General features: G+C 37.6%; 14 protein-coding genes. 7 read left to right on the top strand and 7 right to left on the bottom strand.

The window, feature by feature from the left end:
* Window positions 1-139: 139 nt before the first annotated feature.
* Window positions 140-1660 carry a catalase gene (locus R2R71_RS15535; RefSeq protein ID WP_316832199.1) on the bottom strand — a complete coding sequence of 507 codons (1521 nt, stop codon included), beginning with the start codon at window positions 1658-1660 and terminating at the stop codon, window positions 140-142.
* Between the two features lie 135 nt (window positions 1661-1795).
* Window positions 1796-2482, bottom strand: coding sequence for a CAP domain-containing protein (locus R2R71_RS15530; protein WP_316832198.1), 687 nt, complete (start codon window positions 2480-2482; stop codon window positions 1796-1798).
* Window positions 2483-2621: 139 nt separating this feature from the next.
* Here R2R71_RS15530 and R2R71_RS15525 point away from each other — a divergent pair, with 139 nt between their 5' ends.
* Entirely contained in the window at window positions 2622-3818 is a 1197-nt protein-coding gene (locus R2R71_RS15525; RefSeq protein WP_316832197.1) for an SH3 domain-containing C40 family peptidase, read from the top strand.
* A gap of 81 nt (window positions 3819-3899) precedes the next feature.
* Here the strand turns inward: R2R71_RS15525 and R2R71_RS15520 are convergent, their stop codons facing one another.
* From R2R71_RS15520 to R2R71_RS15500, 5 genes are all read right to left on the bottom strand, one after another.
* A complete protein-coding gene (locus tag R2R71_RS15520) occupies window positions 3900-4664 on the bottom strand; it encodes an SDR family NAD(P)-dependent oxidoreductase (RefSeq protein ID WP_316832196.1) in 765 nt (254 codons plus the stop codon).
* Window positions 4665-4750: 86 nt separating this feature from the next.
* Window positions 4751-5158, bottom strand: a complete 408-nt coding sequence (locus R2R71_RS15515) for an AraC family transcriptional regulator (protein WP_316832195.1) — start codon at window positions 5156-5158, stop codon at window positions 4751-4753.
* Window positions 5159-5214: 56 nt separating this feature from the next.
* On the bottom strand, window positions 5215-6054 hold the full coding sequence (locus R2R71_RS15510) for a ThuA domain-containing protein (protein WP_316832194.1): 840 nt from the start codon (window positions 6052-6054) through the stop codon (window positions 5215-5217).
* A gap of 167 nt (window positions 6055-6221) precedes the next feature.
* Window positions 6222-7094, bottom strand: a complete 873-nt coding sequence (locus R2R71_RS15505; protein WP_316832193.1) for a DUF6252 family protein — start codon at window positions 7092-7094, stop codon at window positions 6222-6224.
* A 137-nt stretch (window positions 7095-7231) separates the two neighbouring features.
* A complete protein-coding gene (locus R2R71_RS15500) occupies window positions 7232-8875 on the bottom strand; it encodes a glycine--tRNA ligase (RefSeq protein WP_316832192.1) in 1644 nt (547 codons plus the stop codon).
* 292 nt (window positions 8876-9167) lie between these two features.
* On the opposite strand from R2R71_RS15500, the gene R2R71_RS15495 reads away from it, so the two are divergent.
* The 6 genes from R2R71_RS15495 to gldG all read left to right on the top strand — a co-directional run bounded on the left by R2R71_RS15495 (window position 9168) and on the right by gldG (window position 14867).
* On the top strand, window positions 9168-10088 hold the full coding sequence (locus tag R2R71_RS15495) for a glycerophosphodiester phosphodiesterase family protein (protein WP_316832191.1): 921 nt from the start codon (window positions 9168-9170) through the stop codon (window positions 10086-10088).
* A 53-nt stretch (window positions 10089-10141) separates the two neighbouring features.
* Complete coding sequence (locus R2R71_RS15490; RefSeq protein WP_316832190.1) at window positions 10142-10849, top strand: ATP-binding cassette domain-containing protein; 708 nt, start codon at window positions 10142-10144, stop codon at window positions 10847-10849.
* 1 nt (window position 10850) lies between these two features.
* Window positions 10851-11393, top strand: a complete 543-nt coding sequence (locus R2R71_RS15485) for a hypothetical protein (RefSeq protein WP_316832188.1) — start codon at window positions 10851-10853, stop codon at window positions 11391-11393.
* A 203-nt stretch (window positions 11394-11596) separates the two neighbouring features.
* Window positions 11597-12106: a hypothetical protein gene (locus tag R2R71_RS15480; protein ID WP_316832187.1), complete on the top strand. Its 510-nt coding sequence runs from the start codon at window positions 11597-11599 to the stop codon at window positions 12104-12106.
* Between the two features lie 359 nt (window positions 12107-12465).
* The gene (gldF, locus tag R2R71_RS15475; RefSeq protein ID WP_316832186.1) at window positions 12466-13191 is read left to right on the top strand and encodes a gliding motility-associated ABC transporter permease subunit GldF; all 726 of its coding nucleotides are present in this window, start codon (window positions 12466-12468) and stop codon (window positions 13189-13191) included.
* Window positions 13191-14867: a gliding motility-associated ABC transporter substrate-binding protein GldG gene (gene gldG / locus R2R71_RS15470; RefSeq protein WP_316832185.1), complete on the top strand. Its 1677-nt coding sequence runs from the start codon at window positions 13191-13193 to the stop codon at window positions 14865-14867. The genes gldF and gldG overlap by 1 nt, the downstream gene beginning before the upstream one ends.
* Window positions 14868-14886 lie beyond the last annotated feature (19 nt).

The following is a 14886-nucleotide window of genomic DNA, read 5'->3' as shown; positions in this document are numbered from 1 at the left end:
TGTTAAATTTTTAATTGGCAATAATTTAGCCTCTAAATAATTTTAAGTTGTGTGCGCAAAGGTAATTTTTTTAACCTGTTTCTTTAAAAATTGGAAAATAAAAAGTCCCGGCTAATTGCCGGGACTTTAATTTAAGGCTTTAATTATTTGTTGCCTTATGGCTTGGGTCGGGATGTACCATACTTTCCATGGCTTTATCGAGGTTTAAATCAAGGCCTTTAGCAATGGCCAAGCCTAAATTCATATCAGCCCTGAACCAGTGACATAACTGGCGGTTAATTATTTCGTCTTTCTTTTTACCATTAATACCGCCCATTGCACCCACAATGTTGGCAATGGTATTCTTTTTAGCTTCAGGGTCCATTAAACGGAATAAATTGCCTGGCTGTGTATAGTGGTCGTTTTCTCCTTCCGCATTTCTGTCATAATGATCAGCCATCAGTGATTCTAAAGGCCATGCCGGTTGTTTATAGCTTTCATCTGCTTCAATGTCATCAAAACTATTTGGGAAATAATTAGGGTTTGAACCTCCGTTGCCATTTACCGTCATTAATCCATCACGCTGATAGTTATTAACCATGAACGGGCAGCGGTTAACCGGGATTTGTTCGTAATTTCCACCAAGGCGATACCTTTGTGCATCAGGATAAGATAAAATTCTACCTTGCAACATTTTATCGGGCGAATAATAAATGCCGTCAACAACATGTGCAGGTGCAAAAGCTGCCTGCTCTACATGTGCAAAATAGTTGTCAGGGTTTTCATTTAGCTCAAGCTCACCAACTTCAATCAATGGATAATCGCCATGCGGCCATACTTTTGTTAAATCGAAAGGATTTAAATGGTATGTTTTAGCTTCTTCAAAAGGCATAATCTGAACCGATAAAGTCCATTTAGGGAATTCACCTCTTTCAATTGCCTCAAATAAATCGCGTTGAGCATGATCAGGGTCCTGCGCTTTCATGTCAACAGCCTCGTCATTGGTGAAATTCTGAATACCTTGTTTGGTTTTGAAATGGAATTTCACATAGAAACGCTCATTTTTATCATTATAAAATGAAAAGGTATGACTACCAAATCCATCCATGTGGCGATATGAAAATGGCGTACCACGGTCGCTCATTAAAATCAAAACCTGGTGTAAACTTTCCGGATTCAAGCTCCAGAAATCCCAGATCATCGTAGGGCTTTTCGTATTGGTTTGCGGGTCGCGTTTCTGTGTGTGAATAAAATCCCCGAATTTTTTAGGGTCTTTAACAAAGAAAACCGGTGTATTATTACCAACTAAATCCCAGTTACCATCTTCAGTGTAAAATTTTACGGCAAAGCCACGTGGATCGCGTTCACTATCAGCCGAACCTTTCTCGCCGCCTACGGTAGAAAAACGTAAAAAAGTTCTGGTTTTCTTACCGATTTCCGAGAAAACTTTTGCTTTTGTATATTTTGTAATATCGTGTGTTACTGTAAAAGTGCCGTAAGCACCCGATCCTTTGGCATGTACAACACGTTCAGGGATACGCTCACGGTTAAAATGAGCCATTTTTTCGTGTAATATGAAATCCTGAAGTAATATCGGACCACGAGGACCTGCAGTCATGCTGTCTTCGTTATTCGCGTATGGAATACCGGAAGCACTTGTTAGTTTTTTCTTTTCGCTCATAGTTTATGTTTTATTATGTTTTGCGATGATAAAATTGAGGTAATTTAACGGCTATATCAAACTGTTATTATCTATCTGAACATAGATATTATTGATATGTTTTATAAAACCTGAATAAACTAAATTTACTAATTTTTACTGGTTGTTGGTGTAAAAAGTAGGTTGCGCAACAAAATCGATAACAGCACACCAGGTATAGGAGGGGTGTGGCTGGATGCTAATACCAACAGTATTCAGTTTGTACTTCTGATCTAATAAATTAAAACGGTGACCGAGCGAAGGTACACCACAATCGAGTAGTAAATGACAAACAATATCGAGACTATTAGAGTAACCAAAATCGATATTTTCACTCATCGATTTGTTGGGGAAATATTTAGAGAGGCGCTTACTGAACTTATCGCCATTGCTGCTATCATGACTCTCCAGGTTATTCTTATTTAAGTCGTTGGCATGTCCACGACTTAAAGTGCTTAATTTCTCATCCGGATAAAACATTTGCAGGTTTTTTACCTTAATATGTTTCAGTAACGATAAGTAATAGCTGTTGTTTCTAGCAATTTTTAATTCGTTGTAATTTCTGTATTTACGAACCTTTGCATTGTAATTGTTGATGTAATCTTCCAGAAACGTATAGTAGAATTTTTCGCCGTCAATACGGATTAAGTTCATGTACAGAATAACGTTTTTCTCCTCATCTGTTAAATAATCGGCGTTGGCAGCGGTATTAGCTCTATTAAACTCAGCATCTGTCCAGGTTTGGCCAAAACTTTTTGCTCCAAGCAGTACAAGGAATATTAAAAGATAGTAAGGTTTCTTCATGCCTGGTTTTTCTTGAATAACGTGAAGGAAAATTATTTATTTCTCGAACCTGAAAATTTAACCTGAATTAGCTTCAGTAAGTAATTAGTTACAGCTTTTCAATAATGATGAGGACTTATAATTCGTAATTTTATTGATAATGAAAAAACTAATCATAATATGTTGTCTGTTAGTGGCTTCTGCCTCCTTAAAAGCGCAGATTGATACGGCAGCTTTCAGAACGATTGCTAACCAGATTAAAAAAGAATTTGCACCCGATAAACGCTCAGTTTATTTCAATACACAGATTAAAGGTGATAGCATTTTAGTTGAAAGTACGTCGCAGGAAGCGCTTGCGGCACTAGCTAATCAGGTTAAAGAAGTTAAAGGCTTTGTTTTAGCCAATGCTTTGCTGCCGGCGAAAAACCTGAATGGAATGACCTTTGGACTGGCAAACTTATCGGTTTGTAACAACAGGGCTGCACCACAAAATGCGGCTGAAATGCTGACACAAATGATTCTGGGAACACCGGTACAGGTTTTGAAAAAGCAGGGAGGATATTATCTGGTTAAAACCCCTGATGGTTATCTTTCTTATACTGATGGCACAGCGGTTAGTTTAATGAATGCTAAAGATTTCGAAACCTGGAAGAAATCAAATCGGATAATTTATATGACCGATTTTGGTCATGCATTTAGCAAAGCTGATGTAAATTCTTTGCGTGTTTCTGATTTGGTTAAAGGCAATATATTGCAAATAGAAACACAGAGTAAAGATTTTTATAAAGTAGTTTTCCCGGATAAGCGAATGGGATATGTGAAAAAAACTGATGCAAAAATCTTTTCAGAATGGGAGAAAAAACCAAATCCTAATGCCAGTGCCATTTTGGAAACAGCCAAAACATTAATAGGCGTACCTTATTTATGGGGTGGAACATCTGTTAAAGGAGTAGATTGCAGTGGTTTTACCAAAACCAGTTATTTTTTAAATGGTATAGTAATCCCAAGAGATGCTTCGCAGCAGGCATTGGTCGGCTCAGCGGTTGATGTACTTGATGCGGATTCGATAAGTGTTGAAAAATGCCTGAAAAATCTTCAGCCAGGCGATTTACTATTTTTTTCGGCAGCGAAAAGAAGGGGTATTAATGGGGGAAGGGTTTCGCATACGGCACTATATATGGGGAATGGCGAGTTTATTCAATCGGCAGGAATGGTAAAAATAAGCAGTCTGGTACCAACAGCAACAAATTACGATGAGCACCAGAGTAAAACCCTGGTAAGTGCCCGAAGATTTTTAACAGAAATTGGTAAGCCAGAAATTACAAGAGTTGATGAGCATGAATGGTATGGAAAATAAACTTTAGGTTTTTATTTGATGACGAAGCAGGAAGCAATCTATTATACATAAGATTGCTTCCTGTTTTAGAAGTTTGATCGCCTACAAGAACATACCGCCAGAGGCTTCTATGCGCTGCGCATTAATCCATTTTGCATCTTCAGTACACAGAAAGGCTACAACAGGACCAATATCATCTGGTAAACCAACCCTGCCTAATGCCGTTTGCGATGCAATGCCTTTGTTCATTTGTTCATTATCGCGTACCACGCCACCACCAAAGTCGGTTTCAATAGCTCCCGGAGCAACAATGTTAACGTTTATACCTCTTGAACCAAGTTCTTTAGCCTGGTACTTTGTTAAGGTTTCCATTGCACCTTTCATCGAAGCATAAGCTGCAAATCCTGGCAAGGCGAAACGTGCAAGTCCGGTTGATACGTTAATGATACCGCCACCGTCATTCAAAAACGGAAGTGCTTTTTGTGTTAAGAAGAAAGCGCCTTTAAACTGAATGTTCACTAAAGTATCGAACTGTTCTTCCGTAGTTTCAGCGAAAGGAACATGAATACCAATACCCGCGTTGTTAACCAGATAATCAAACTTTTCTGCATTAAATGCTGATTTTAAAACTGATTTAACTTCACCAAAAAAGCTGTCGAAAGATTTAATATCGGCAACATCAAGTTGTATTGCTGCAGCTTTTACGCCGATACGCTCAAGCTCCTTCACTGTAGCTTCTGCATCTTCTTTCTTTGATTGATAAGTAAGGATGACATTTAAGCCTTTCTTTGCGATATGTACCGCTGCATTTTTACCTAAACCACGGCTTCCGCCAGTTACCAGTACAATTTTATTTTGTGTTTCCATTTTCTTTTAATTTGATAAACAAAGTTAAATTCAAAATGGATACAAAAATGGTGATACGTTAAGGAAAAATGGTGAGCAATTAAGTTTTATATGGTGATAATTTCCTTTTTTTCGGCGAGCGACTGAAAATAAGCTTCGCGATATTGTTTTGGTGTTTGCCCTGAAAAATGTTTGAAAAACTTGGTGAAATTTGATGGGTCGTAAGTTAATATCCTTGCTATTTCGGAAATTGGGGTACTCACGTTCTGCAACATTGATTTGGAAATCTCCATTAAACGTTCTTCAAAAAAGAAGCAGGGTGAGTATCCGGTAGCCGATTTAATGGTATTGCTAAAATGTGTAGGATGTACGTGTAGCAATTCGGCAAAATCCCTTACTTCAAACATTTCAGTAGCACGTCCGGATACAATATCTGCCAGATGTTTATCTAATTCAATTAAATAATCGGCTGCGATTTCATGTTGGCGGGCAAAGAATTTCTGAGGGATTTTCATCTTCAATTACGTTTATGTATTTCAAATATAATGTGCCATAATCCAAATTCTATCGCTTACCTAACTTTTTTACCTGTACCTAACCAAATTAAACTGTTTAAAATCATTTTATTCTGTATTTCATTATCGAAGGTAAAAGACAAGGTTTTATTGGTATTATCAAATTTGTGTTCATAATCCATATCATTATGGCCCATATTAACATAAACCATTTTATAGTTTTTATTACTCCATACTACCGGATAATAACCTTCGTGCCATATTTCGTGTGCTTTTGGTCCGGTACCTAAGGGAAAACTTGTTGAGTCGATTGCCAGTAAAATACTGATATCAGGATTTTTTCTCAAATCATTTTGCCAGCGATACCATTCATTAGGTTGCGCTTTAAAGGTCTCCGGTAATTTTTTAACTACCGGGTGCTTCTTGTTTTCAACCCTTAGTATTGCCGATGTTGGTCGCCAGGTATTGCTTCCATAACCTCCGGAGCCCAGAAATGTATTGTGGTACCAGCTCCAGTTCATGTCAAATGCCGATTTTTCTAACGCAAATGCGGAAAAGTGGAAGCCCATCCAGCCTCCACCATTTTCCATGTATTTTTGGAAAGCAGCCCGCTGTTCAGGTTTTTCAGGACGTGTATCTAAAAATAAAACTACCTGGTATTTCGACAGGAATTCAGGATTAAGATTTTCCCAGTTCGAGGTGGAGTCGTAGCTGAAATTATTTTTCTCAGCCATTTCAGGAAAGCGTTTGTTGGCTTCGTGTACAAAACTTACATGTGCCAGGTCATTTTTACCAGTGTAAAATGCAATCACTTTGAACTTTGGGTGTTTGGATTGGGCGAAAGATGTAGTTGCACAAAAAAGCAATAGCGAAAGCAATAAAAATCTTCTGTTCATTTGGTTAGGGTATTTTGTTTAAAATTAATTAAATCAACAATACCTGTGAGATAGTTACCCTCTAAAACTTAATATTTATGGGTTAAATGATATTTCAAACGATTGATAATTTATATAAAAAAAAGCCGCGGGTTTCAAACCAGCGGCTTTTTTGTGGATTTTGTATTTTACTTTCTGCCCAATGGTAAATCAAATGAACCTTCAGTAACATTTACCGATGTTTTAATCGAGCTATCTTCGTTGGGTGCCTTGAATGAGAATGTACCTTTTAATCTGCCATTGGCTTCGCTGGTAATTTTTAAAGTTCCACTATCTGATGTGAATGAGCCGGTAGGTGTTTGGTCTTTCATGTATGAGCCTAAACCATCAGTAGCTAAATCGTAAGTGCCAATACCTTTGTATTCAAAAAGTCCTAACACAATACGCTTTTCTCCGTTTGCTGATATAACCGTTAGAGCATTACCCCCAGTTGGTATATTAACAATTGTTGCCTGTCCTGTAAAACCCATCGATACACCATCAATCTTTGCATTTAAATTATTGGTGCTGCTGTTCGTTTCCGGGAGTTTAACGGGTACCAAACTGATGCTGAATTTACCTTCGGTAATGTTTTTGGTTTCTGAATTAGAAATATTAGCACTCTCAAATTCAAAAGTACCGGTTATAATTTTATCTGCGGTGTAACTGGTTATTTTTATCGTTCCGTTAGCTGTACTCATAAAACTGCCAGTTCCTGATGTGTTCGACAGGTAGATAGCAATATTGTTATCAGTTGTTTTATAAGTGCCAACACCTTTAAAATCATCAATAATCAGGCTGAAACCAGTTTGACCTTTATTACCAGAAATCTGAATGGTTGTTTTTGTTCCATTCGGATAAGTTTGGGCAGAAGCAATTGGACATTCTAATAAAATACCATCAACTTTTGCACTCATCGATGAAATATTCCATTCAGGATGATAGTCGATTTCCTTTTTACAAGATGAGTAGATAACAAGGCAGAATACCGCCAAAAGGAATGTTTTGAAAGATAGTTTCACGAGCGTAAAATTTTAATGATTAATCAGTTGCGAAGATAAAATAATTTGATAAAGCACAGATTGATTTTTTTAATAAAAAAGCCGCAGGTTTCAAACCTGCGGCTTATATAAATTCTTAATTAGCTAAGCTAATAAAATTAAGCTAAAAGTGTTTTCCAGCTTACTGCTTTTCCAATAATATCAGCTAAATCTGCAATCGCTACACGCTCTTGCTCCATGCTGTCGCGATGACGAATCGTCACGGTATTATCTTCCAGACTCTGGTGATCAACAGTTAAGCAGAATGGAGTGCCCACGGCATCCTGACGACGATAACGCTTACCAATAGCATCTTTTTCTTCATAAATACAGTTGAAATCAAATTTCAATGTATCCATAATTTCACGTGCTTTTTCTGGTAAACCATCTTTTTTAGTCAAAGGGAAAACTGCTACTTTATAAGGGGCCAAAGCAGGGTGTAAACGTAATAAAGTACGGCTATCCTGTTTATCTTCAGTACTTAAATCCTGCTCTTCAAAGGCGTTGATCATCGTTAACAGGAACATACGGTCTAAACCGATTGAAGTTTCAATTACATATGGAACGTAATTTCCGTAAGGCTTGCCTTCTTCATTTAAATCGTTATCAAAATACTGCATTTTTTTGCCTGAGTATTCCTGATGCTGTGTTAAATCGAAGTCGGTGCGGCTGTGGATACCCTCAACTTCTTTGAAGCCAAATGGGAATTCAAATTCGATATCGGTAGCAGCATTTGCGTAGTGTGCTAATTTAACGTGGTCGTGGTAACGGTATTTTTCCGGGTTTGTTCCTAAAGCCCTGTGCCATTTTAAGCGAGCTTCTTTCCAGTATTCGAACCATTTTTTATCTTCGCCAGGGCGAACAAAAAATTGCATTTCCATTTGTTCGAACTCACGCATACGCATAATGAACTGGCGGGCAATTACCTCATTACGGAAAGCTTTACCAATTTGTGCAATTCCGAAAGGAATTTTCATCCTTCCCGATTTCTGAACGTTTAAGAAATTTACGAAAATACCTTGTGCCGTTTCCGGACGAAGATAAACTTCATCACTGCCTTCTGCCATGGCACCAAACTGCGTGCTGAACATCAGGTTAAACTGACGAACATCTGTCCAGTTAGAAGTTTTCGAAATCGGGCAAATTACCTTATAGTCAATAATCAAATCTTTCAGCTGTGCTAAATTTTCCGATTTAAGGGCAAGGTTCATTTCAACCTCAAGTGCCAGTCCCTTTTTTACAAACCTCCAGCTGGCTTCATCAACAAAAGGGTATTGTGCATTATCTAAAATGGTTGCTTCATCTTTAAAACCAGGTACCCAGGCAGCTTGTCCTTCATCACTTAAACCTAATATTTCTTGCTGGAAGGCTTCAAATTTTGCCTTGTTATCCACGCTGAAATTGGCTAATTCAGCATATAACTCATCAATTTTATTTTCGAGTAACTGATCGGCACGATAACGTTTTTTCGAATCTTTATTGTCAATCATCGGGTCGTTAAAACCATCAACGTGTCCGCTGGCTTTCCAAACTTTAGGGTGCATAAAAATTGCAGAGTCAATCCCCACAATGTTTTCATGCATTTGTACCATGGCTTTCCACCAGTACGATTTAATGTTGTTTTTTAACTCGGCACCTAACTGGCCATAATCGTAAACGGCACTTAAGCCATCATATATTTCGCTGCTTTGGAATACAAAACCATATTCTTTAGCATGTGAGATTACATTTTTAAATTGTTCGTCGTTATTCTTTTGAGCCATAATGGAGGCAAAGATAATAAATAAGGTAAAAGGTAATAGGTAAAAGGTAAAAGGTTTTTGATCAGGATTTTCAAAAAAATCTGTTCTCCTGAGGAACGAAGGATTTGCAGGTGATAAACAGATCCTTCGTTCTTCAGGATGATAGTTTATTTATTGCTGTTTTTATTTAAAGGTATTTACGCTGCACCTGGGTTTAGTGTCGAAAAACATCAATTTATTTATATTTTATACGAATACCGCTAAGAATTCCTTATCACATCTTACATCTTCCATTTTTTTCTATTTTTGAGCCATGAAATTTCATCATTTACTTCTTGTTGCGTTTGTAACGATTTTTGTTTCGTGTAAGCAGGAAGAAAAAGTTCATCACTATATTAAATTCGATAAAACGGAAGAATTATATCAGTTCTTAAAGTGGACGCCCGAAAACCGTTTTCCTTTAATCAGTGCGCATCGCGGTGGCCCAATGCCAGGCTTTCCTGAAAACTGCATTGAAACTTTTGATAATGCTACAACCTATAATCCGGTAATTATTGAATTTGATATTGCCTACAGCAAGGATTCGGTAATGGTGATTATGCATGATGATAAACTAGACCGAACCTCAACCGGAAAAGGAGATATTGGCGATTATACTTATGAAGAGCTGAAAGCTTTCAATCTTAAAGATGATGAAGGCAAGGAAACCAACTTTAAAATTCCGACGCTTGATAGTGTTTTAAGCTGGAGTAAGGGCAAAGTTTTGTTAACCATCGATTTAAAAAAGGGCGTTTCTTATGCGAAAGTGATTGAAAAAGTAAGGCAGTACAAGGTAGAAAGCAATTCCATTATAATTACTTATACCGCAAATCAGGCGCAGGAAGTGCACCAGCTGGCACCAGATTTAATGATTTCTGCTTCGATACAAAAGAAATCGGAATTGAAAAGGCTTAACAGCTTAGGTATTCCTGATAACAGGCTAGTCGCTTTTGTAGGGGTATCAGCACCTGATAAAGAATTATACAAGTTTTTGCATAATAAAGGCATTACCACCATTTTAGGTACAATGGGTAATATTGATAAAAGTGCCATTGCGAGTCCTGCAAAAAATGTTTATTACCATTTAATAAACAACGGGGCTGATATTTTATCGGGAGATAATTTGCCTCAGGCCTCAGAAGAGCTGGATAAGTTCAGGTATAACAAGAAATTGAGTTCGGCAAATATTAATTAATTACCGTCATTGCTTTGTGCCCCGCAATGACGACTGAGTTATAAAGAAGCAAAATGAGTATTTCTGTAAAAAATCTTTCTAAACATTACGATAAGCAAAAGGCAGTTGATTCAATAAGTTTTGAAGCAAAAGCCGGTCGTATCCTGGGCTTTCTTGGTCCAAACGGAGCAGGAAAATCGACAACAATGCGCATGCTTACCGGTTACCTGGAACCTACATCGGGAAGCGCTGAAATTGCAGCGAAGGATATTTTAACTCAAACCATCGCAGCTAAAAAACATATCGGTTACCTGCCCGAGAACACGCCATTGTATACAGATATGTATGTAAAAGAGTTTCTCAGCTTTGTTGGTCAGACATATGGACTGCAAAACCTAACACAGCGGGTAGAAGAGGTAATTAAGATGGTTGGTTTAACGCCGGAGCAACATAAAAAGATAGGTATGTTATCTAAAGGGTACCGGCAACGGGTAGGATTGGCACAGGCCATTATCCACAATCCTGAAGTTTTAATACTGGATGAACCGACTTCGGGCTTAGATCCAAATCAGTTGGTAGATATCAGGGCACTAATTAAGAACCTGGGGAGGAATAAAACGGTTGTTATTTCTACGCACATTATGCAGGAAGTTGAGGCAATCTGTGATGATATCATCATTATCAACAAAGGAAAAATTGTGGCAAACGATACACTTGAAGGCCTTAAGAACGCGAATAACCAAAGCTCATTGGAAGATATTTTTAGAAAACTCACGGCATAATATGTTAAGCTCGAAACTTCAATCAATTTTATTTACAGCGGTAATATTTTTAACAATTGGTGCAAAGGCACAACAAACAAAAATTGGTGTCGGGGTTGAAGCAGGCTTTCCATCAGGCAATTTTTCCGGTATTTCTGCAATTGGTACAGGAGCATCTTTAAAAGTCGAATTCCAAATAGCTTCGGCATTTTCACTCACAGCAACTGGTGGTTTTATGAATTTTTTCGGGCGACATAGTCAATTGGTAAACATCCAGGATTTCACTTATATACCCGTAAAAGGTGGTTTGAAATACCAACTGAGTGAAACTTTTTATGCAGAAGGACAATTGGGAGCGGCCTTACCTTTAAATAACGGGCAGAAAACACTTTTTGCCTGGTCGCCAGGATTAGGTAATTTTTTTAACCTGCCGGGAAAGAGTGCACTTGATTTAAGTATCAGGTACGAAGGCTGGACAGGAAAGAATGAAAGCCTGTCATTTTTAAATACCTCAAATACAAAGGGCTTTGCAAGTGTCAGGTTTGCATATGTTTTTGGGTTATAATTATATTTCTTATTCATTGTAGGCTTAAAACAACAGCAGGAACAGCTGGTTAGTTAAAATTAACTAATCAAAACGTTTGAGAATGTTTTTTTAGTGCTTAATAATCAGCTGTTTAGTGTTAATTGCTTGATGATGTATCTGTTATCGGCATAGTGATTGTTGTTCGGTAAATAATTTAACTATCAATAATTAACAGAAATCACATGAAAAAAGTATTATTATCTCTATTAATGGTTGCAGGTTTAGGCTTTGCAGCATCAGCTCAAACAGAAGGTGCCGTTCAAAAATTAAGTGTAGGCGCCGAATTTGGTTTACCTACGGAAAAAGGTGCTAAAGATTTTCTTTACCTTGGTGGTTCACTTCAATATGAACATCCCGTAGCTAAAGATTTGAACTTAACGGGTTCTGCAGGTTACCTTTCCTTAACCTATACAGGCCAGGGATCTTTTCCAAGCATCGGTTTAATTCCTGTAAAGGCAGGTGCTAAATATTATTTTGGTGGTAATTTCTATGGTGCAGCTGAGTTAGGAGCAGTATTTGGCACTGAAACAGGTTCTACAACATTATTTACTGTAGCGCCAACTTTGGGTGCTTCGTTCTCTGTTTCAGAAAAATCTAACCTGGATTTTGGTTTACGTTACGAAAATTTATCAGGAAATGGCGGTTCTACAGGTTTTGTTGGCTTGCGTGCGGCCTGGGCATTCGGTTTGTAACATTTAACAAAAAATATTTTAAGCCTCCTTCTAAAGGGGGCTTTTTTTATGTTATGCTTTAAAAAAAATAAACTGATAACAGCAATTTTTCAGGGTAGATATTAGTTAAACACTGGTATTAATCTTCATACTGTTACGGCTTAGGTTTATCAAGCATCGATATGGATAACTTAACGATACAAAATTAAACAAGAGGGTTTTGCCAGTTAGTGTAGGTTTTGCTTTTAGTTGTTCGCTAATCAAGATTGCGTGTCACCTGGTAATCGTATATCGCCTGAAATTAATTCTTAAGCTGTAAGAAGCTGCATCTACATTTAAATTTGCACGAATATTTAATTATCTTCGGCATTTAAAATCGTATGTACGCAGTATTTAAACGCGAATTATTTAGCTTTCTGAATTCGATGGTTGCTTATATTACCATCGGGGTTTTTCTTTTGGTTTCTGGTCTTTTACTTTGGTTTTTTCCGGATACATCTGTCTTAGATTACGGTTATGCAGAACTCAGTGGTTTTTTTAGCCTGGTACCTTATCTTTTCATGTTTTTAATTCCCGCGATAACCATGCGTTCATTTGCAGAAGAACAGCGGGAAGGTACTTATGAATTGCTGATTACACGGCCGATAACGCTTTGGCAAATTATATCAGCAAAGTACTTAGCCTGTTTAGTATTGGTTTTATTTTCGCTTATTCCAACGCTTGTTTACTATTATTCAATATCAAAATTGGGCTTTCCAGAAGGAAATATTGATTCGGGAGCGGTAATTGGCTCTTATGTTGGTTTATTTCTTTTAGGTTCGGCCTTTACTGCTATTGGTATTTTTGCATCTGCACTAACCAAAAATCAGGTTATCGCTTTTGCAATTTCGGCGGCAATATGCGCTTTTGCATTTTTAGGTTTTGATTATACCAGTCAGATTTTTGCCATGTCTGATTTCGAAACTACTATTTCTTCACTCGGTATAAATCAACATTATCAGTCCATTAGTCGGGGTGTATTAGATACACGCGATTTAATTTACTTTATCAGTTTTTCTACATTGTTTTTATTGTTAACCAAACTTGCAACGGGAGGGAAGCGATAATGAAGAATAAATGGATGAACTTTTTGCTGGTTTTGCTAGCGCTTATAGTGTTAAATTTTGGTGGTAAATATATTTTTCATCGTTTTGATTTTACTGCGGATAAGCGGTTTACCTTGAATGATAAAACGAAGAAACTTTTAAGCAACACACAGAAACCAATTGTAATTACGGTTTTTTTAGATGGTGAATTGCCGGCTGCTTTCAAAAGGTTACAGGCATCGGTTAAAGATCTGTTGAGCGATTACAAAGCTTATGCTAAAGCTGATTTAAAAATTGTTTTTGTCGATCCACTGGTAGGTTTAAATGCAGCCGACCAGGATACCGTAATTAACAATTTGTATCAGCAAGGAATTGAAGCAACCAATTTAAGTGTGAAAACGGAGCGTGGTTTAACGCAAAAACTGGTTTATCCAATGGCGATGATTGAAAGCGATGGTAAGCAAATGCCTGTAAAGCTTTTGCAAAATCTCGATGCCGGCGGAAGCTATGAAGATAACATCAACCGCTCTATTGAGAATCTTGAATATACCTTTACTTCCAGCATAAAAAAGGTAATTGCCGGAAATAATCCGAGGATTGGGTTTACCGAATCGAACGGCGAACCAGGAGATTTGCAACTTTACGATGCCATGCATACACTGGCTAGTAGTTATGAAGTTGGTAGGGTCGATTTGAATACAATTGATAAAGCAGGATTGGATAAACTGAAAATGCTGATTGTTGTAAAGCCGCAAACTGCTTTTTCTGAAACTGAGAAATACAAGATAAATTATTTTGTGATGAACGGCGGACGTGTACTCTGGAGCATTGATCAGGTTTCGGCAGAGCTGGATAGTTTACGGGGAAAGGGCAGTCAGATGGTTTTTAACAAAGAACTTAATCTTGATGACATGCTCTTCATGTACGGCGCAAGGATTAATTATAATATTATTGCAGATAAAAACTCTGCCGAAATTCCGGTTTCAACGGGCACGGTTGGCGGGCAGCCTCAGCTTCAGCTGGTTCCGTGGATTTACTATCCGATATTATTACCTGATACGGCGGCCGCACTGGTTAAAAATTTAGATGGAATTAAGGCCGAATTTCCAAGTACAGTTGATACCATTGGATCAAAAGGGGTTAAGAAAACTTATATTTTGACAAGCTCAAATTTCAACAAGGTATTTAATGTGCCGAAGTTATTCTCCCTGCAAATGGTGGCCGAGCAACCAGACCCAAAGACATTTCAAAATCCTTTGCAAAGTGGAGGTGTTTTACTTGAAGGAAATTTTCCATCGGTTTTTGCTGGGCGGCCATTACCTTCAGGAATTCAATCGCCTTACACAAATCTTGCTGTTAGTAAGCCAGCAAAAATGGTCGTTATCGGAGATGGTGATGTTTTTAAAAATCAGGTTGTTGCCAAAGATAACTCGCCTTTACCATTAGGTTTCGATCGTTACACCCAGCGTACCTATGGAAACAGGGCCCTGTTGTTAAATATTGCCGATTATTTTACCGATGATGATAATTTGATTGCTTTACGTAATAAAGATTTAAAAATTCGGCTGCTGGATAAGGCAAAGGTTAAGCTCGAGAAAATAAAATGGCAGTTTATTAATATCGTTTTTCCTTTATTATTGTTAATATTCTTTGCAATTTTTCAACATTATTACCGCAAGTACAAGTACGCTAAATAATTTTTATATTTTTGAAGAA

This window comes from Pedobacter aquatilis, from assembly GCF_032678405.1.
GTDB classification, from domain to species: domain Bacteria; phylum Bacteroidota; class Bacteroidia; order Sphingobacteriales; family Sphingobacteriaceae; genus Pedobacter; species Pedobacter aquatilis_A.
The sequence above is the reverse complement of the archived record's forward strand: the minus strand, read 5'-3'. Positions and strand labels throughout refer to the sequence as shown.